At 46.5% G+C, this 18,935-nt stretch carries 14 protein-coding genes; 9 read left to right on the forward strand and 5 right to left on the reverse strand.

The features are described from left to right. Positions 1 to 61: 61 nt before the first annotated feature. From AB4371_RS11505 to AB4371_RS11525, 5 genes are all read left to right on the forward strand, one after another. Complete coding sequence (locus AB4371_RS11505; protein ID WP_017060133.1) at positions 62 to 1,615, forward strand: ABC transporter substrate-binding protein; 1,554 nt, start codon at positions 62 to 64, stop codon at positions 1,613 to 1,615. Positions 1,616 to 1,793: 178 nt separating this feature from the next. Then, positions 1,794 to 2,771 carry an ABC transporter permease gene (locus AB4371_RS11510; RefSeq protein ID WP_048612413.1) on the forward strand — a complete coding sequence of 326 codons (978 nt, stop codon included), beginning with the start codon at positions 1,794 to 1,796 and terminating at the stop codon, positions 2,769 to 2,771. Positions 2,772 to 2,773: 2 nt separating this feature from the next. Continuing rightward, positions 2,774 to 3,712, forward strand: coding sequence for an ABC transporter permease (locus AB4371_RS11515; RefSeq protein ID WP_017060135.1), 939 nt, complete (start codon positions 2,774 to 2,776; stop codon positions 3,710 to 3,712). Positions 3,713 to 3,899: 187 nt separating this feature from the next. Further along, complete coding sequence (locus AB4371_RS11520) at positions 3,900 to 4,862, forward strand: SPOR domain-containing protein (protein WP_372104528.1); 963 nt, start codon at positions 3,900 to 3,902, stop codon at positions 4,860 to 4,862. Positions 4,863 to 5,061: 199 nt separating this feature from the next. Beyond that, positions 5,062 to 6,303, forward strand: coding sequence for an NADH:ubiquinone reductase (Na(+)-transporting) subunit B (locus tag AB4371_RS11525; RefSeq protein ID WP_102320134.1), 1,242 nt, complete (start codon positions 5,062 to 5,064; stop codon positions 6,301 to 6,303). Between the two features lie 92 nt (positions 6,304 to 6,395). Here AB4371_RS11525 and AB4371_RS11530 read toward each other — a convergent pair whose 3' ends face one another. The 4 genes from AB4371_RS11530 to AB4371_RS11545 all read right to left on the reverse strand — a co-directional run bounded on the left by AB4371_RS11530 (position 6,396) and on the right by AB4371_RS11545 (position 11,096). Continuing rightward, the gene (locus AB4371_RS11530) at positions 6,396 to 6,647 is read right to left on the reverse strand and encodes a DUF6482 family protein (protein WP_017070091.1); all 252 of its coding nucleotides are present in this window, start codon (positions 6,645 to 6,647) and stop codon (positions 6,396 to 6,398) included. A 146-nt stretch (positions 6,648 to 6,793) separates the two neighbouring features. Next, positions 6,794 to 8,512 carry a hypothetical protein gene (locus tag AB4371_RS11535; protein ID WP_102394323.1) on the reverse strand — a complete coding sequence of 573 codons (1,719 nt, stop codon included), beginning with the start codon at positions 8,510 to 8,512 and terminating at the stop codon, positions 6,794 to 6,796. 201 nt (positions 8,513 to 8,713) lie between these two features. Further along, the gene (gene gorA, locus AB4371_RS11540; protein WP_104216355.1) at positions 8,714 to 10,069 is read right to left on the reverse strand and encodes a glutathione-disulfide reductase; all 1,356 of its coding nucleotides are present in this window, start codon (positions 10,067 to 10,069) and stop codon (positions 8,714 to 8,716) included. Positions 10,070 to 10,256: 187 nt separating this feature from the next. Beyond that, on the reverse strand, positions 10,257 to 11,096 hold the full coding sequence (locus AB4371_RS11545) for a 23S rRNA (adenine(2030)-N(6))-methyltransferase RlmJ (protein ID WP_017060143.1): 840 nt from the start codon (positions 11,094 to 11,096) through the stop codon (positions 10,257 to 10,259). 279 nt (positions 11,097 to 11,375) lie between these two features. On the opposite strand from AB4371_RS11545, the gene prlC reads away from it, so the two are divergent. Further along, positions 11,376 to 13,418, forward strand: a complete 2,043-nt coding sequence (gene prlC, locus AB4371_RS11550; RefSeq protein WP_171732313.1) for an oligopeptidase A — start codon at positions 11,376 to 11,378, stop codon at positions 13,416 to 13,418. A 91-nt stretch (positions 13,419 to 13,509) separates the two neighbouring features. On the opposite strand, the gene asnC is transcribed toward prlC, so the two are convergent. Beyond that, entirely contained in the window at positions 13,510 to 13,974 is a 465-nt protein-coding gene (gene asnC / locus AB4371_RS11555; protein WP_008218581.1) for a transcriptional regulator AsnC, read from the reverse strand. Between the two features lie 126 nt (positions 13,975 to 14,100). Here asnC and AB4371_RS11560 point away from each other — a divergent pair, with 126 nt between their 5' ends. The 3 genes from AB4371_RS11560 to AB4371_RS11570 all read left to right on the forward strand — a co-directional run bounded on the left by AB4371_RS11560 (position 14,101) and on the right by AB4371_RS11570 (position 18,847). Then, positions 14,101 to 17,223, forward strand: coding sequence for an EAL domain-containing protein (locus AB4371_RS11560; protein WP_372149773.1), 3,123 nt, complete (start codon positions 14,101 to 14,103; stop codon positions 17,221 to 17,223). A 112-nt stretch (positions 17,224 to 17,335) separates the two neighbouring features. Further along, positions 17,336 to 18,115: a class I SAM-dependent methyltransferase gene (locus AB4371_RS11565; RefSeq protein WP_017063046.1), complete on the forward strand. Its 780-nt coding sequence runs from the start codon at positions 17,336 to 17,338 to the stop codon at positions 18,113 to 18,115. A gap of 141 nt (positions 18,116 to 18,256) precedes the next feature. Then, positions 18,257 to 18,847: a hypothetical protein gene (locus tag AB4371_RS11570; RefSeq protein WP_372149771.1), complete on the forward strand. Its 591-nt coding sequence runs from the start codon at positions 18,257 to 18,259 to the stop codon at positions 18,845 to 18,847. The last annotated feature ends 88 nt before the right edge of the window (positions 18,848 to 18,935 follow it).

Raw genomic sequence — 18,935 nt, forward strand, 5'->3', positions numbered from 1 at the left:
CAATAAACAGACGCAAATACAACAACTAGGGATCTGGATTCCCGCATGAAGGAGTTATGCAATGAAAACCATGAAAAGCAAATTAGCAGTAGCTTTAATGGCAGCTGGCCTAAGCTTTAGTGCAGCAGCAGCAGATATTACCGTTGGCTACGCAGCTGACCCAGTATCACTTGACCCGCACGAGCAGCTGTCTGGTGGCACACTGCAAATGTCTCACATGGTGTTTGACCCTCTAGTACGTTTCACTCAAGAGATGGATTTTGAAGGCCGCCTAGCATCTAGCTGGGAGCGTGTTGATGAAACGACTTTCCGCTTCAACCTACGTAAAGGTGTGAAATTCCACTCTGGTAACGAACTGACTGCTGATGATGTTGTGTGGACTTTTGAACGTCTACAAGCTTCTCCAGACTTTAAGTCTATCTTCACGCCATACGAAAAAATGGTAAAAGTGGATGACTACACAGTTGAGCTAGTATCAAAAGCGGCTTACCCACTAGTACTACAAACAGCAACTTACATCTTCCCAATGGACAGCAAGTTCTACTCTGGCCAAACAGCGGAAGGTAAAGACAAGTCTGAGCTAGTTAAGCACGGTAACTCGTTTGCTTCGACTAACGTTTCAGGTACTGGTCCATTTATCGTAACGCAGCGTGAGCAAGGCGTTAAAGTAACGTTCGAGCGTTTCAACGATTACTGGGACACAGAAACTGAAGGCAACGTAGACAAGCTAACACTTGTGCCAATCAAAGAAGACGCGACACGTGTTGCAGCACTTCTTTCTGGCGACGTTGATATGATTCACCCAGTAGCACCAAACGATCACAAGCGTGTTAAAAACGCTAAGAACATCGATCTAGTGACGCTACCTGGTACTCGTATCATCACGTTCCAAATGAACCAAAACAGCAACGAAGCACTTAAAGATGTTCGCGTTCGTCAGGCGATTGTTCACGCAATCAACAACGAAGGTATCGTTAAGAAGATCATGAAAGGCTTCGCAACAGCAGCTGGTCAGCAAAGCCCAACAGGCTACGCGGGTCACAACGAAGACCTAGTTCCTCGTTACGATCTGAAAAAAGCGAAAGAGCTGATGAAAGAAGCGGGCTACGAAGATGGCTTTACGCTAACTATGATGGCTCCAAACAACCGTTACGTGAACGATGCGAAAGTAGCGCAAGCGTCTGCGGCAATGCTGTCTAAGATTGGTATCAAAGTTGATCTTAAAACTATGCCTAAAGCACAGTACTGGCCTGAGTTTGACCTATGTTCAGCAGACATGATGATGATCGGCTGGCACTCAGATACAGAAGATTCAGCTAACTTCAACGAGTTCCTAACTATGACTCGTAACGAAGAGACTGGCCGTGGTCAATACAACTGTTCTGGCTACTCAAACCCAGAAATGGATGCGATCGTAGAAGCTTCTAACACTGAAACTGACCCAGTTAAGCGTGCTGAAATGCTGAAAGGCGTTGAAGCAACACTTTACAACGACGCAGCATTCGTACCGCTACACTGGCAAAGTGAAGCGTGGGGCGCGAAGTCTAACGTAGGTGCAGCAGACGTAGTAAACCCAATGGTTATGCCTTACTTCGGCGACCTAGTTGTAAAATAATCTAGCTTGCTAGAATCGAGAGCCTGAAGCTTTTCAGGCTCTCAAATTATTAAGATATAGATTTAAGTTTCGGTATTTGGTCTTCCTTCAGTCTGGCTAAATACCTTTTTTAAGACTGAATTTTGTTATCTAGTCGCGGATTTCGACTAGATAGTCATGGATAGATAAGGGGCAAGGAATGGTTACGTTTCTGGTCAAGCGCCTGTTTCAGGCACTGATAGTGATGTTTGTGATCAGTTTGGTGGCGTTTGCCATTCAGGATAACCTGGGCGACCCGTTGCGTGAGTTAGTCGGTCAATCTGTTTCAGAATCGGAGCGTCAAGCGCTGCGTGATGAACTCGGCTTAAATGATCCCTTCATTACAAAATACACTCGCTTTGTGGGCGCAGCTCTACAAGGTGATCTTGGTACTTCATATTTCTTTAAACGCCCAGCTGTGGACGTAATCTTAGATAAACTAGTCGCAACGCTTGAGCTTGTGTTCGGCGCTTCTCTGATCATTGTTTGTCTGTCGATTCCACTTGGCGTTTATTCTGCAATACACCCAAAAAGCTTCTTCACTAAACTGGTGATGGCGGGCAGTAGTATCGGTATCTCGGTACCTGTTTTCTTAACCGCAATCATGCTCATGTATGTGTTCTCTATTGAGCTCGGTTGGCTGCCGTCATTCGGACGTGGTGATACCGCAAACTGGTTTGGTTGGGAGTCTGGCTTCTTAACGCTCGATGGTCTTGCGCACTTAGTGCTGCCGAGTATTGCTCTGGCATCTATCATGCTGCCGCTATTCATTCGTCTAGTACGTTCTGAAATGCTCGAGGTTCTTAGCTCTGAGTACATCAAGTTTGGTAAAGCAAAAGGCCTAGCGCTGAACAAGATTTACTACCAACACGCTTTGAAAAACACAATGCTGCCAGTACTAACGGTAGGCGGTGTTCAAATCGGTACTATGGTGGCTTACACCATTCTTACTGAAACTGTATTCCAGTGGCCGGGTACCGGCTTCCTATTCCTTGAAGCGATTAACCGAGTGGATACACCACTGATTACCGCATACGTTATCTTCGTTGGCCTGATCTTCGTAGTAACTAACACCATTGTTGACCTGCTATACGGCATCATTAACCCAACAGTGAACATCACAGGGAAAGGAGCATAATCATGGAACAAACAACAACAGCTCCATCTCGTTGGGAGCGATTCAAGCAGTCAGACATTCTGTACTACTTCTTACGTGACAAAGTGGCAATGGTGAGCTTCGCTATCTTTGCAGCTTTCCTTGTTATGGCATTAGCGGCACCTATTCTAGCGCCAACAGACCCGTATGACGTGACGTCTATCGACATCATGGATTCTGAGTTGCCACCATCTTGGATGGAAGACGGCGAAGAACGCTTCCTACTGGGTACTGATGAGCAGGGTCGTGACATCTTATCTACGATGCTTTACGGCTCGCGTCTGTCATTGACGATCGGTTTCCTAGCGGTAGGTCTTCAGCTGACTCTCGGTATCATCATTGGCCTGTCTGCAGGTTACTTCGGTGGTCGTATTGATAGCTTCCTGATGCGTTTTGCCGATGTTCAGCTTTCGTTCTCAACCATGATGGTTGCGATCATTGTCTCGGCCATCTTCAAGGCGAGTTTCGGTAGTGACTTCTACGCGCAATATGCGGTTGTTATGCTGGTGGTGATCATCGGTATTGCTGAATGGCCGCAGTATGCTCGTACGATTCGTGCATCGGTATTGGCAGAGAAGAAGAAAGAGTACGTAGAAGCGGCACGTGTGATGGGCTTTAGAGCGCCTCGCATCATGTTCCGCCATATTCTGCCTAACTGTTTATCACCGATTTTGGTTATCTCTACGGTACAGGTGGCAAATGCCATCATGTCAGAAGCGGCACTTTCTTTCCTAGGTTTAGGTCTTCCGGTAGACCAACCATCACTCGGTGCCCTGATCAGTACTGGTTTTAACTACATTTTCTCAGGAGCATGGTGGATCACAGCATTCCCAGGTGTGCTTTTGGTAACATTGGTTCTCGTTATTAACCTATTAGGCGACTGGTTACGTGACGTGTTTAACCCGAAAATTTATAAAGGGTGATAGCCCGGTTTGATTTTTAGTAAAAAAAGTCACTAAATTAAGAGCCGTAAGCAATTACGGCTCTTTTTTTGCTTAATGGATCTGGAACTTAGTATTATTGACAGTGTCAATAATAGTTAAAATGGAATTCATGTTTTATCGACATAGATTCGGTAATAATTAGCCCGCAAGGGTTTAAGTGGTGGTTATGAAATTGACAATGAATGCTGTATGTCGTGCTGTGACGAGAAATTATCGTATGGGACTTATCGCTGCATCTCTTTTGGTATCGAGCCAAGTGAATGCAGAGTCGGTTCTATGTGATGCAACTCAGGCAAGCACCAACCAATTACCACAGCTAGAGCAATCATGTCCGATCGGTAAGGGCGTGTGGGGCAGTAAAGCACCAAAACGTCATTCAGATAACGAACTGTTTTGGGTTCAATGTGGCCTGCTGAACAAGCCTTTGTCACTGAGCCGAGCAAAGCCTCTGTATGAGAAGATCTCGACCAACGTTTGGATGAAGCCGGAAGGCGGAGACTACCGTTGCTTAATCGGACCTTATTCTACCTTCTCTGATGCGAGAAAAGACCTAGCTCAGGTGCGTAAGGTTTCTGGTTACGGTGAAGCCTTTATTCGTATGGTCGATAAGTCGAAAACCTCATCACAGCCTATTGTGGCAAAACCAGCAGAGCCAAAAATGGTTAAGCCTAAGGCTCCTGCAAAAGTAGAATCTAAGCCTGCACCGAAACCTGTGGCTGCTAAGCAAGCGGCGGCGGTAACGAGTACTGCTGCTATTCAGACATTACCAAGCGGCAACGTGAGCTCAGACGATGATCTAGAGATCGAGATTCGCGTGAAAGCAGACATTGCGGGTAGCCAATATGCTATTCCTTACCTTCTAGATCATCAACAACAGTTCTACATGGAGCAAGGTAAGCCTTGGAGTCGCCTAGATTACGCCAGTGCTGAGTTAGTGTGTAAGCAGCTCAACATGAAGCTGATGACTGAAAAGCAATGGCAGAGCATCTTAGGTTCGAAGGTAATGGAGAAACAGAACTGGCCAATGCACCTACCTTACTGGGGCGCAGATAAGAAAGGTCTGTTTACCAACGGTAACGTGAATCAACTAAAAGGGTCTTCACTTCTCAATGTGATGTGTGTGAAATAACTCCGACATGCAGCAATACCAAATAAGCCTCAGCCATCGCTGGGGCTTTGTTGTTTATACGCCTCTCTTTTTCAACATCGGTTCGACTTTTAGACACTCGTTCTTCAAGACGAATTTGATTAAAAATCGTTAAAAATTGTTCAAATAGCGCGGCTGATGCGTAGAAAACCATAACTCAAGCAATAAGGTGATTGAGATTATGAGTTTAAAAAAACGATTAGAAGACGTGGCTCCACGCTTTGAAGCCGGAGGGAAGTACGAAAAGCTCTACCCAGTGTATGAAGCTTTCGCGACAATATTCTATACACCCGGAAACGTAAACCGCGGTATAACCCATGTTCGTGACAGCATTGACCTAAAGCGCATCATGATTCTGGTATGGCTGGCGACTTTCCCGGCAATGTTCTGGGGGATGTATAACGTCGGACACCAAAGCGTCCTCGCATTAACCTCCAGCTATCAACTTAACGAACTTGCCTCGGTTATTGAAAGCAGCTGGCGTCTGTCGTGGGCATTTGGTGATGCGCAGTCATTGGTGGCAAGTGGCTGGGAAAGTCAGATGTTGCTTGGTGCACTCTATTTCCTACCCGTTTATGCCACGGTGTTTGTGGTAGGTGGCTTCTGGGAGGTTTTATTTGCCGTTGTACGAAAACATGAGGTGAATGAAGGTTTCTTTGTTAGCTCGGTACTATTCGCACTCATTCTTCCGCCAACCATCCCGCTTTGGCAAGCCGCTTTAGGTATCACCTTTGGTATCGTTGTCGCCAAAGAGCTGTTCGGTGGTACAGGACGAAACTTCTTGAACCCAGCCCTTGCAGGCCGCGCGTTTCTCTATTTCGCCTATCCAGCCAACATGTCGGGTGGGCTTGTGTGGGTTGCCGCTGACGGCTATTCAGGCGCGACACCGCTGAGTCAATGGTATGAAGGCGGCAGCACGTCACTCATCAATAACATGACTGGCGAGGCGATCACCTGGATGGATGCCTTTATCGGTAATATTCCAGGTTCGATGGGTGAGGTGTCGTCACTGCTGATCATGCTGACGGGGTTGATTTTGATTGTGATGAAGATAGCGTCTTGGCGCATTGTCGCCGGTGTGATTGTCGGCCTTGTCGTGACGTCGAGTTTACTGAACTGGATAGGGTCGGATACTAACTCGATGTTTTCGATGCCGTTTTACTGGCACTTTGTGTTGGGTGGTGTTGCCTTTGGTACCTTCTTCATGGCAACAGACCCTGTATCTGCCGCGTTTACCAATCAGAGTAAATGGGCCTATGGGATTTTGATCGGCGTGATGACGGTCGGTATTCGAGTGCTTAATCCAGCCTACCCAGAGGGCATTATGCTGGCTATCTTGTTCGCCAACCTGTTCGCTCCGCTATTCGACTTTGTAGTGAAAGAGCAGAACATTAAACGAAGACTTAAACGGACATCGCGCTAATCTAGGTGATTAAAAGTGAAAGTGACTCCCATAAGAAAGGCTTGCATTGATGCAAGCCTTTCAATTTTTATCGCGATTGATTTGAGGTTGATTTAACTCCACTTCAAATCAATCTCGAAAGGCTGTGTGCTACCACAATGCTCACCGCACATCTCGTCGTAGGCGCTGTTATGAACCAACATTGCTGATGCTACGCCTTGGTCGCTAAAGTGATCGCGTGCTTGGTTAATACTCAAAAACTTCATAGGGTGCTGGTGGTCATCTTTGATTAATTGTTTTTGCTCGCCAATAACTTGGTAAGCCAAGTAAATCCCGCCTTCAAATGATTCGATCAGTAGATTCATTACAAACTCCGTTGTTGTTTTGGATCGCTAAGATTTTGTTTTTGTATCTACGGGGATGGGGGCTTGAAGGTTCATCTATACTAAAAATGAAAAAAACCAGAAGCGTGCTTCTGGTTTATCTAGAGGTAAACGAATCAATTTAGCGATTAGTTGATTTTCTGCATGATGCTAGAGCTGCCGTTGCTATTACCGAAGCTGTCCATCTTACGACGAATCAGTAGGCCCTCATCCCAATCAGTGCCTGCTGGTTGGTATTCCCATTTAATGAAGTACTCATCGTTTGCGTGGCACGCTGTACCTGCTACATAGTCATCAGCGTCACAGAAGCGCACGACCGTGTTCAACTCAGTCAAGGTTGCTTTCGACTCGCGGCCCGCTTGGTTGAACCACCAGTAGTCGATAGTCGCTAATTCAGCGTAAGTATAAACAGACTCGCCCAAATCTTCCGGTGATGAAGGAGCACCATTTTGGCTTTCACACTCTGCGCCAGATATTGTGATTGCTAAGTCTGAGAAGACCATTCTCATGACTGCACTTTGTCCATCGCCACAAATCGCGGTGGTGTCCCATGTACCTGTGAAGTCGACGTAGCGCTCGGCATCTTTTGAATCAACTTCATAATAGTAACCAACGCGCTCTGTTGCACGAGATGGGTCATTGTTAGGGTCATCGCCTAGTGTTTCTTTTTTAACGATCTCGGAATAAATACCAGTCACAGGGTCAAAAGAGCCAGAGGTTGTGCTGCGAATCCATTTTGGCGTGCCGTTCTCACCATCATCCCAAACATGGTTGGCGGTGTAATGGTTTAGGTCTGATGCCTTTTCAGCATCAAACGGCATCCAGTCGATGTCCGAGTTTGTAAATTCTTCATCTGCCGTTGAAGACTGTGCTAGATCTCGAAGTCTGTATGCAAAAGGGTTGTTGAGCACAAACTGACTATCCGGTGTAAGGGAGCCATTCTCTCTGTCCACTAGACCATCGTCGTTAGTATCACACCCTTGTTTTTCGGCGTTATCTTTATCAATCCATTGGTGCGCAGCGTTAGAAACACAGGTGAGGTACTGTTCTGCGAAGTTTTCCGACAATGAATAATCGTTCGATCCAGCCAGCATAGAGACGGAGTCAGCTGAGTTCACCTTGAATGTCATCTCGGTCATGCCACGAGTACGTTCAAACATTTCTGATTCCATAAGCTTATCAGCATGAACGTAGGTGAACTTTTCAGAGTTTTGAGTCACATCAATATAACGAACGATTTTACCTTCAGCCATAAAAGGATTAACGGTGTCTTCGCCGCGAGTCATTGAGCCAAACGCATTTTGCATATGATCAAGAGCATCTTCTTCCGAAGTGATGTTTGCAGAGTCTACGCCCATTTCGTCTAAGAAGTCGATCACGCTATCACGATCATCTAAGCTTAGATCTTCCATCTTAGCTAGAGTCGTTGCATCAGGCGATCGCAGCGCATCTGGAATGGTCAGCACATCATCGGACGAACTACCAAATTCGTTATCTAAAGATTGAAGTAAAATCGCTAGGTTAACGGCACGTGCATATTTGCCCGCAGCTTCAAATGGAGTCAATACATCACGGTTGGATGCTGCGCCCACTTTTAAGCCATTTTCACCACCAATAAAGAAGGTCACTGTGTCGTTAGTTTTAGCGGTAAATTCGCCTTCGCTATTTGTAATACCGTTTAAGCCAGAACTGGTGTTGTAGTAGATACCTTCAACAGCGGCATCGATAAATTTGTTGGTTGTTGTTGATGGTTCTGTCGGTGTTGTGACACCTGAATTAGAACTGTCGCTACCACAACCTGTTAAAGCTACTGCAATCGCCGCTGCGAGAATACTCACTTTTTTCATTACTCGTATATCCTTTCTGTAATAGAGCTATTTGTTATTTTTATGCGTGTAATTTTATAGCGCGCGATTGTAGCGTGATCTTTCTTCCAAGTTAAGTGTGTAAAATGCTGTTCGGTTAATAAACATTCAAACATACGGTAAAAAACACAAAAAGCCGACAGATGTCGGCTTTTTCATAATATTTCTTTGACTTACAAAGGTTTAACGCATGGTAACAAACTCTTCGCTGCCCGTTGGGTGAATCGCCACAACAGAGTCGAAGTCTGCTTTGGTTGCGCCCATCTTCATTGCAACGCCGAAGCCTTGAATCATCTCATCAACCGTGAAACCGATGCCGTGTAGGCCAACGACAGTCTCTTCTTCGCCAGCACATACTAGCTTCATCTTACAAGGTTGACGGTGCTTGGTTACTGCTGTGTACATAGCCGTGAAGCCAGATGTGTAAACCTTGATGTTGTCTTTGCCGTACTTCTCTTCAGCTTCTTGAGTCGTTAGACCAATCGTGCCGATAGGTGGGTGGCTGAATACGACAGTAGGCACTAGCTTGTAGTCCATTTTCGCGTTAGTTTGACCGTTGAATAGACGCTCAGAAAGCTGACGACCTGCTTTAACCGCTACAGGAGTTAGCTCGATACCGCCTTCCATGATGTCGCCAACACAGTAGATGCCAGGAACGTTAGTCGCTTGGAACTCGTCTACTTTGATGTAGCCACGATCGTTCGTCTCAACGCCAGTTGATGCTAGGTTGATAGCGTCAGTTGCTGGATGGCGACCGATAGCCCAGATTAGGTGGTCAACGTTTTGAGTGTTGCCGTTCTCTAGGTGTAGAGTCAGTGTGCCATCCGCTTCTTTCACAACTTCTTTAGGCACTGAGTGCGTGTGAAGTGTTGGACCTTCTGCTTCCATTACTTCTACTAGCGTTTCGATGATCATTGGATCGAAGCTACGTAGTGGAGATTCTTTACGACAGAACAAGTGTGTTTCTGTGCCTAGTGCGCTTAGTACACCTGCGATCTCAACTGCGATGTAGCCAGCACCGATAACCGCAACGCGTTTTGGTTGCTCCATTAGGTCGAAGAAGCCATTTGAGTCGATGCCGTATTCTGCACCTGGGATGTTTGGAATTGTTGGACGACCACCTACCGCGATCAGGATGTGATCAGCGGTGTAGTGTTCACCGTTAACTTCAACAGTCTTCTCGTCAACGAACTTAGCAAAGCCTTTGATTACGTTTACTTTGTTGTTACCAAGAACGCGATCGTAAGATTGGTGGATACGACCAATGTACGCTTGGCGGTTTTCTATTAATTTGCTCCAGTTGAAGCTTTTTACTTCAACGTCGAAGCCGTAGTCCTCAGAGTATAGGTTGATTGCTTCAGCGACTTGAGCGCCGTGCCACATTACCTTTTTAGGAACACAACCAACGTTTACACAAGTACCACCAAGGTCTTGAGCTTCGATAAGTGCAACTTTTGCACCGTGCATAGCTGCGCGGTTAGCCGATGCGATGCCGCCTGAACCGCCACCGATACAGATGTAATCAAAATGAGTCGCCATTACTTTCTCCATTTATTGAAGGTTGTAGTCACAGTGAGAGCACTGGATACCTACGTCCTATAGATTCTTAAATTGTCTAATTATTATATTGAGGGCAGATCGGTTGAACTCAATCTCCCTGTTTAAAATTTATTCGTCCACATCACAGTCTGTTGAAGATTCTTCAGTCTATGATGTGGACTCGAGATTACTCGGGTACGATCCACTCTACTTTGAAGTGACCGGTCGCTGGCGCAATTGCTTCCTTCAAGAATGGAAGAATCTCTTTCATTTGGCTTTCTAGCTTCCAAGGCGGGTTAATCACGATCATGCCTGATGCCGTCATGCCACGCTCGTTGGTGTCTGGTGATACGCCAAGTTCGATTTGTAGAATCTTGTTGATGCCTAAGCCTTCGAGACCTTCGATCATATCTTCGATATCACAGCGATTTACTACCGGGTACCAAATTGCGTAGATACCGGTTGCCCAGCGCTTGTGGCTTTGAGCGATTGCAGTCACGACATCACGGTACTCTTTTGCCAGCTCGTAAGGCGGGTCGATCAGTACTAAACCACGACGTTCTTTTGGTGGCAGGCTGCCCTTTAAGCGCTTAAAACCATCTTCTTTGTAGATAGATACCTGACGATCACGGTGGAACTCTTGCTCAAGCAGCGGGTGATCGGCTGGGTGAAGCTCAGTCAGTACCATGCGGTCTTGGTCACGCAGGTGTGCACGTGCAACACGTGGAGAACCCGGGTAGTAACGCAGTTTCTCGCCATTATTGAGAATGGAAATAGACTCAAGGTAGCTTTGAATGTCTTCAGGAAGGTCTGTTTGCTCCCACACACGAGCAATACCTTGCTTGTATTCACCGGTTTTTTCAGACCATTCATGCGTTAAGTCGTAACGACCTACACCAGAGTGAGTGTCATGATAAACAAAAGGCTTATCCTTTTGTTTCAAAGAATTAAGAATAAGGCTCTGTACGATATGCTTTACTACGTCGGCATGGTTACCTGCGTGGAAGCTGTGGCGATAACTTAACAAATTAAACTCTCGTAACACTCTCGAATTAGAGTGTGGTTAGTGTAGGTGGGGTTAATCAGACTATTATAACCCTCAATGGACCATAAATTCTCGAACAATTCAGGAACAGTCGCTAGCAATATGCAGTTAGTTATTGGTTCTACTATTGAAATTTGCCTTTATGGGCACTATTTAATAACTATTCGCAGGTGATTTTTTAGGGCGAACTTTAGCCTGATGACTGTAAGACGACCTCATTACAAAAAAGACGAAAGTCTCTAAAGCCAAAGGAATGTTTATATGTCTAATCCGCTATTAACCTTCACGGACTTACCTCCGTTTTCACAGATCAAGCCAGAGCACGTAAAGCCTGCAGTTGAGCAAGTGATTGAAGCGTGTCGCAACAAGATAGAACAAGTACTTGAAGGTAATACTTCACCAAGCTGGGACAACCTAGTTGCTCCAATTGAAGAAGTGGATGATCGTTTAGGTCGCATTTGGTCACCTGTAAGCCATATGAACTCTGTCGTGAACAGTGACGAACTGCGTGAAGCGTATGAGAGCTGCTTACCTGTGCTATCTGAATACGGCACTTGGGTTGGCCAACACAAAGGCTTGTTCGAAGCGTATAAAGCGATCAAGGCGAGTGAAGCATTCTCTGCACTGAACCGAGCTCAACAAAAAACTATTACCGACGCACTGCGCGACTTTGAATTGTCGGGCATTGGCTTACCTGCAGATGAACAGCATCGTTACGGCGAGATCAGCAAGCGCCAGTCTGAGTTAGGCTCTCAATTCTCAAATAACGTGCTTGATGCAACCATGGGTTGGAGCAAGCAGATCACAGACGTAGCTGAGCTGGCAGGTATGCCTGAATCAGCACTGGCGGCAGCTCAAGCGGCGGCTGAGTCTAAAGAGCAAGAAGGCTACCTACTGACTTTAGATATCCCATCATACCTACCTGTGATGACCTACTGTGATAACCAAGAACTGCGTAAAGAGCTTTATGAAGCGTACGTAACGCGCGCTTCAGATCGCGGTCCAAACGCAGGTAAGTGGGACAACACTGAGATCATCACCGAGCAACTTAAGCTGCGCCACGAGATCGCGCGCATGCTTGGTTTCAGTACTTACAGCGAAAAATCACTGTCGACTAAGATGGCAGAAACGCCAGACCAAGTGCTTGGCTTCCTAAACGACCTAGCAGTAAAAGCCAAACCGCAAGGTGAGCGAGAAGTTGAAGAGCTGCGTCAGTTTGCAGAGAAAGAGTTTGGTGTTTCTGAGCTAAACCTATGGGACATCGCTTACTACAGCGAAAAGCAGAAGCAGAACCTGTTCGAGATCTCTGATGAAGAGCTTCGCCCATACTTCCCTGAATCGAATGTGGTTTCAGGCCTGTTTGAGGTGCTTAACCGTGTGTTTGGTATGTCGGTAACAGAGCGTCAAGGCGTAGACACTTGGCATGAGTCAGTGCGTTTCTTTGATATCTTTGATGCGACTGGAACACTGCGCGGTAGCTTCTACCTAGATCTATACGCACGTGAGCACAAACGTGGCGGCGCTTGGATGGATGACTGTCGTGGTCGTCGTATTACTGAATCTGGCGAGCTACAAACGCCCGTCGCTTACCTAACGTGTAACTTCAACAAGCCAGTTGGTGATAAGCCAGCACTGTTTACTCACGATGAAGTGGTGACCTTGTTCCACGAATTCGGTCACGGTATCCACCACATGCTGACGCAAGTAGAAGCGGGCGCAGTTGCGGGTATCAATGGTGTGCCTTGGGATGCGGTTGAGCTACCAAGTCAGTTCCTAGAAAACTGGTGTTGGGAAGAAGAAGCGCTGTCGTTCATCTCTGGTCACTTCGAAACGGGTGAAGCGCTACCAAAAGAGATGCTAGAGAAGATGCTAGCGGCGAAGAACTTCCAATCTGCGATGTTTATCCTGCGTCAGCTAGAGCTTGGTTTGTTCGATTTCACGCTACACACAGAATACGACCCTGAAGTGGGTGCTCGCGTACTAGAAACGCTAGCGGATGTTAAGTCTAAGGTGTCGGTACTGCCAAGCCTAGATTGGAACCGTTTCTCACACAGCTTTGGTCACATCTTTGCTGGTGGTTACAGCGCGGGCTACTACAGCTACCTGTGGGCAGAAGTGCTATCGGCAGATGCGTTCTCAGCATTTGAAGAAGAGGGTATCTTCAACACTGAAACGGGTAATCGCTTCCTGAACAACATCCTTGAAATGGGTGGCAGTGAAGAGCCAATGGAGCTGTTCAAACGCTTCCGTGGTCGTGAGCCACAAATCGACGCAATGCTGCGCCACGCGGGAATCAACGCATAATCACGGTAACTATCTAGTTTATTGCGAAAAGAGCCTCTAGTTAGAGGCTCTTTTTTTGTCTGTGCGTTATGCCAAGCAAGGCGAATCAATGTTATGGATTCACATTGCGGTTGATAGGGTTCTGCAATGAAATCAGTGTCTCTGTCGACTGAACTTCATCGATCGCTTGCAGCTTATCGATCAATACAAACTGCAGCTCTTCTATCGACTTACACATCAGCTTTACAAAGATATTGTAAGCACCAGTGGTGTAGTACGCCTCAACCACTTCGTCTAAGGCATTCAGCTTAGCGATCGCCGAGTGGTAATCTTTGGCAGCATTAAGGTTGATGCCAATAAAGCAACACACGTCGTAACCCAGTTTTTTGGTGTTTACCACAACTTCCGTTCGCTCGATAATGTCTGCCGATCTCATCTTTTCGATGCGAACGTGAATCGTCGCAGGGCTGACATCGAACTGCTTTGCCATTTCAGCGTAAGGAGTTCGTGCATCTTCCATCAAGGTTTTGAGAATGGCACGGTCTAGATCATCTAGACGAGCTGTGGTTGTGGACATGCATAATCCTTAGGTTGAATGAAAAACATACCGGCTTGAGTACACATCATAGCCAAGGGTGATAATATTAGCAGTAACTATAGGGTTAGGGTGAATTCAGTGCGATTTTCGTTATTTTTTATTGTGATGTGTTGGAGTGTTTTTGCTTCAGCTCAGGCAAAAGATGTGTTGGTTATTCACTCTTATCATCAAGGCTTTTTCTGGACAGATGATTTCCATAAAGGACTATCTGATGAGCTCGATCGCGATGGGTTATCTTACCGGGTTGTTTATCTCGATACCAAGCGAACTCAAAACGCTGAATACTTAGAGCGAATTTATCAGCTATACCGCACTAAGCTGTCGCATGAAGAGTTTGCCGCTGTAGTCGTCAGTGATAATAACGCCCTCAATCTGATGAAACGCTTAGCGCCCGAACTCAATGGCACGCCCGTTATTTTTGGTGGCATCAACAATTTTTCTCCGCAAATGATTGAAGGCTTGCACGCAACCGGTATCACTGAAGATATTGATATGGCGAGCAATATTGAGCTGATCAATCGACTTCAATCGACGGTTAAAAAAGTTTACGTGGTTACCGATCACTCGGTAACGGGTGAAGCTATTCGCGCTCAAGTGGATTTATTTCTACAAAAACGCCCTGAGTTTTCTGGGATGGTGGAGCAATATACGCCTGATTCTTATCAAGAACTGATGACGTTCGCGCAACGCGCTGATCTAACTAAAAGCTTGTTGTTCTGGGCCTACTACCGCGACATCAATGGTCGGGTCAGCAGCAAAGAAGACTGGCGTCAGCTCAACAAAAAAACTCAGATGCCATTGTATATTGTGCATGATTTAGGACTTGGGTTTGGTGCGATTGGTGGCGTGATCCACAGTGGAGAAACGCAAGGTCGAGACACGGGGCGCGTGCTGTTGAGCGTGCTGAACAATCCTAAGGCTCCATTGCCATTGGTGGTTGCTGGCGCGCCAGAAATCAAACTCGATTACCAACAGATCTCACGTTGGGATTTGGGTGCAGAGAATGAAGCCTCAGTAACCTTCCTCAATAAGCCGAAGTCATTCTTAATGCGCTATCGCGATGAAATTCGCACCATCGGTTTAATGTTCTTGAGCATGTCGTGTGTTATCGCGGTGTTGGTGTATTACCTTAACCGTCTGAAGAAGAGCGAACGTGCAAGTCGCCAAAGCCAACGACTGTTGGAGTCGATATTTGATCAGAGCCTGCAATTCATGGGCATCATTGATAAGGGTGGCGTGCTGCTGTCGAGTAACAGCAAGTTACATGAGCTGCTTTATAATCAAGGCTATAAACTGGGAACGCCGCTGCAACAACACCAACATTGGGAAAGTTCTGCGCGAGAAGTGCTAGCCGAATATTTCATCGCAAAAAGTGAGCACCCAGCCTTACGATTTGAAGCCGAGGTGTGGTGTCGAGATCGCGGTGCGATGGTGTTGGATATTTCATTGAAGCCGATGCCGGGCAGTGAAGACGAAGACATTCAGTTTCTCTTTGAGGCGCGCGACGTGACCTCGCGTAAGCTTGCTGAGAATAAGCTGTTCCAACGTGAAGCAAACTTGAAGCTGTATTACGACAAACAGCCGGTGATGATGATTACGCTCGATGGCAATAATCGCATTCAACAAGTGAACCAGTTTGCCGAAGAGCTTTTGGGATACCCTCTCGATCAGTTGTTGGGCCATCGCCCTAGAGAATTCTATGTTGATGAGAACGCGATGATTCCTCGTCATATCTTGCTGCAACCTCAGCATAAGATTCGTGGTGTGTGGCGTCGTGATATCGAATATCGCCATGCCGACGGCAGCAAGATCTGGATTCGTGAAAATATCCGCCCGTTGGTGGAGTCTGATCAGCTGTTGATTGTGGGTGAAGACATCACCGAAACGCACGAGCTTTCTGAAAAGCTAGAGTATCAGGCTCGCTATGACCTACTGACTGACACTTTTAACCGCAACCACTTTGAGCAAGAGCTGCAAAAAGCGCTGAAAGAGGTTGAGAGTCACATGCGAACTCACGCAATGTTGTTCCTAGATTTGGATCAGTTAAAGGTCTTGAACGACACCGCAGGACATGAAGCGGGTGATGCTGCGATCTTGTTTAGCGCCAAACTGCTAGAAGACGTACTGCCTTACAATGCGGTGTTAGCGCGAATGGGTGGTGATGAGTTTGCAGTATTAATGAAAGACTGTACTGAACGAGATGCGGTGAATGTGTGTCGCAGTATTATCTCGATGATGAGTGAGAATCCATTCTTGTGGGATGATATTCGACTCAACCTGACGTGCTCTATCGGTATTCGATTGATCGACCATACAGCAGCTTCACCACAGATGGTGCACGCTCAGGCGGATGCAGCTTGTCATGCCGCTAAAGAAGAAGGTCGCAATCGCTATCATCTTTACCATCAAGATGATGAAGACCTGCGTCGTCGCCATCTTGAGATGGAGTGCGTTAACCTAGTGCATGAGGCCTTGGCTAACGATCGCTTAGAGTTGTTTGCGCAGCGAATTCTTGGCCTAGATGAAGACAGCGATAAAATGCACTTTGAAATCTTGGTCCGCATCAAGAACATCCAAGGGGAATACATCTCCCCGGGGATCTTCATGCCAGCCTCAGAGCGTTATAACATCGCGCATTTGATTGACCGCCAAGTCGTCAGTCAAACCTTGGGTTGGTTGGAGCAACGCCCTGAGGTTATTGAGGAACTGGGGATGTGTTCAATCAATCTTTCCGGTCACTCGATGGGTAACCGTGAGTTTGTCGAATTTTTGATAGATAGCCTGAGCGATTCATCGATACCGTGTCATAAGATTTGTTTAGAGATCACCGAAACAGCGGCCATGAGTAACATGAAGCAGGCGATCAAGTTCTTCACTCGAATCAAAGAGCTTGGCTGCATGATTGCATTGGATGATTTTGGCTCAGGGCTATCGTCATTTGGCTATCTGAAAAAGCTGCCTGTCGATATTGTGAAGATCGATGGCTTGTTTGTACGTGATATTGATGTGAATGAGATGGACCATGTGATGGTTCGCTCGATCAATGATCTTGCCAAGCAGATGGGCAAGCACACCGTGGCTGAGTTCGTTGAAAATACCCAGATTATCGACAAGCTTATCGAACTGGGTGTGAACTACGCGCAGGGCTACATCATAGGGCGACCTAAGCCACTCGCAGAGCTTGTTGAAGAGTTAAGACAAGAGCGAGAGACAGAGCCATTGGTTTAGGTAAGCCGACTTTAGCTGGGAATACTTTTCACCGCTAATATGTATTGTTGAGGCAATCAGGTAAACTGGTTGCCTCTTTTGTTTTGAATACTACTGTCTGTTGGAGACGACCTTGCAACTACAACTGATTTGCGAAGATGCTACCCAAATCGATCATTTGAATGACTTAGCGACCCGCTGGAACTTATCTCATGATGAAAGCAGTGATTTTGCTTTGGTACTGACTAGTGAGCGACTTGAGCTACGTAAAGTCGATGAGCCCAAGCTTGGCGCTATCTTTGTTGATTTAGTGGGAGGCGCAGTTGGTCACCGACGTAAGTTTGGCGGTGGTAAAGGTCAGGCGATTGCCAAAGCAGCTGGTTTAAACAAAGGCGCAACGCCAACTATTCTTGATGGTACTGCAGGCTTAGGGCGCGATGCGTTTGTGTTGGCTTCTCTAGGTTGTAAGGTGCAAATGGTCGAGCGTCACCCCGTTGTGGCCGCACTGCTTGATGATGGCTTGCAGCGAGCGCAACAAGACCCAGATATCGGTGGTTGGGTAACTGAACGCATGAAGTTGATTCACGCATCCAGTCACGATGCGTTAGATAAGCTCAGCAACGATCCTGACTTCGAACAGCCAGACGTGGTGTACCTCGACCCTATGTACCCACACCCAGAGAACAAAAAGAAATCGGCTCTGGTCAAAAAAGAGATGCGCGTATTCCAATCTTTGGTGGGTGCCGATCTGGATGCTGATGGCCTATTTGAGCCAGCGATGAAGTTGGCATCGAAGCGAGTTGTGGTTAAAAGACCGGATTACGCAGCTTGGTTAGACGAGCAAAAACCGAGCATGGCGATCGAAACCAAAAAGAACCGTTTTGACGTCTATGTGAAAGCATCAATGACTTAATTGAAGCATCAATAACTTAGATACACGCTAAGAAAATTTCCCGTCATAAATACGATAAATTGCCATTTAACACTTGCGATAGTCGCGTTACAGATGTATATCTAACTAAGAATCATTATTATTCTTAGCTGGAGTTGAAGCATGGCTAAACGCTTTTGTAAGTTAAACCGTCGAGATATCACCGAACACTTGGGCGAGATCCACAGCTTGGTGACTGAACCTAAGTTCGTGTGTCGTTCTTGCGCGCGTTCTTCGGCGGATCAAGCGAATCTATGCAAACCCACCGCAATTCCACCTCTTGGTTGTCAAAACAAACCCGTTGAAGAGAAAGTCGCATGCGGCCTGCTAGCGGAAACATTACCTGCACCAGAACTGTCGCTTGCGGAAATCAAAGAGGCAATTGAACCGAGCGTACAAATGTTCGATCCAGCCGCCGCTGATATGGCCCCTGAGCTTGCCAAAAAAGAAGCCGCACAGAAAAAAGCCAAGCTGAAAAAACTGATGGCGAAGGCGAGCGGTGATGAGAAAGCTGAACTCAAACAAGCGAAGAAAGCGGCTAAGAAACAAGAGAAGTACAATAAGAAACTGGCGAAGATGATTAAGAAGCAGCAAAAGCTGTTTAAGAAAAGTCAGAAGCTGGAAAGTGAATTGGAACGAATCAACCTACAACTTGATGATGTTGCCTTCACTGAAACCAAGACTCAGGTAGTGAGCCACAATCAAATTCACTGAAGTTGATTTGAATGGTTTATTGCTACAGCGATGATTTAAAAAGAGCGACCTTAGGTCGCTCTTTTGCTTTTGTGCGCCGAGCATGGCG

This window comes from Vibrio sp. 10N.261.51.A3, assembly GCF_041471965.1.
GTDB lineage: Bacteria > Pseudomonadota > Gammaproteobacteria > Enterobacterales > Vibrionaceae > Vibrio > Vibrio crassostreae_C.

Coding starts and splice junctions, on each gene's coding strand:
- AB4371_RS11525 (WP_102320134.1), top strand. CDS start 5,062: ATGAGTTTAAAAAAACGATTAGAAGACGTGGCTCCACGCTTTGAAGCC.
- AB4371_RS11560 (WP_372149773.1), top strand. CDS start 14,101: ATGTGTTGGAGTGTTTTTGCTTCAGCTCAGGCAAAAGATGTGTTGGTT.
- gorA (WP_104216355.1), bottom strand. CDS start 10,069: ATGGCGACTCATTTTGATTACATCTGTATCGGTGGCGGTTCAGGCGGC.
- AB4371_RS11505 (WP_017060133.1), top strand. CDS start 62: ATGAAAACCATGAAAAGCAAATTAGCAGTAGCTTTAATGGCAGCTGGC.
- asnC (WP_008218581.1), bottom strand. CDS start 13,974: ATGTCCACAACCACAGCTCGTCTAGATGATCTAGACCGTGCCATTCTC.
- AB4371_RS11530 (WP_017070091.1), bottom strand. CDS start 6,647: ATGAATCTACTGATCGAATCATTTGAAGGCGGGATTTACTTGGCTTAC.
- AB4371_RS11570 (WP_372149771.1), top strand. CDS start 18,257: ATGGCTAAACGCTTTTGTAAGTTAAACCGTCGAGATATCACCGAACAC.
- prlC (WP_171732313.1), top strand. CDS start 11,376: ATGTCTAATCCGCTATTAACCTTCACGGACTTACCTCCGTTTTCACAG.
- AB4371_RS11535 (WP_102394323.1), bottom strand. CDS start 8,512: ATGAAAAAAGTGAGTATTCTCGCAGCGGCGATTGCAGTAGCTTTAACA.
- AB4371_RS11510 (WP_048612413.1), top strand. CDS start 1,794: ATGGTTACGTTTCTGGTCAAGCGCCTGTTTCAGGCACTGATAGTGATG.
- AB4371_RS11520 (WP_372104528.1), top strand. CDS start 3,900: ATGAAATTGACAATGAATGCTGTATGTCGTGCTGTGACGAGAAATTAT.
- AB4371_RS11515 (WP_017060135.1), top strand. CDS start 2,774: ATGGAACAAACAACAACAGCTCCATCTCGTTGGGAGCGATTCAAGCAG.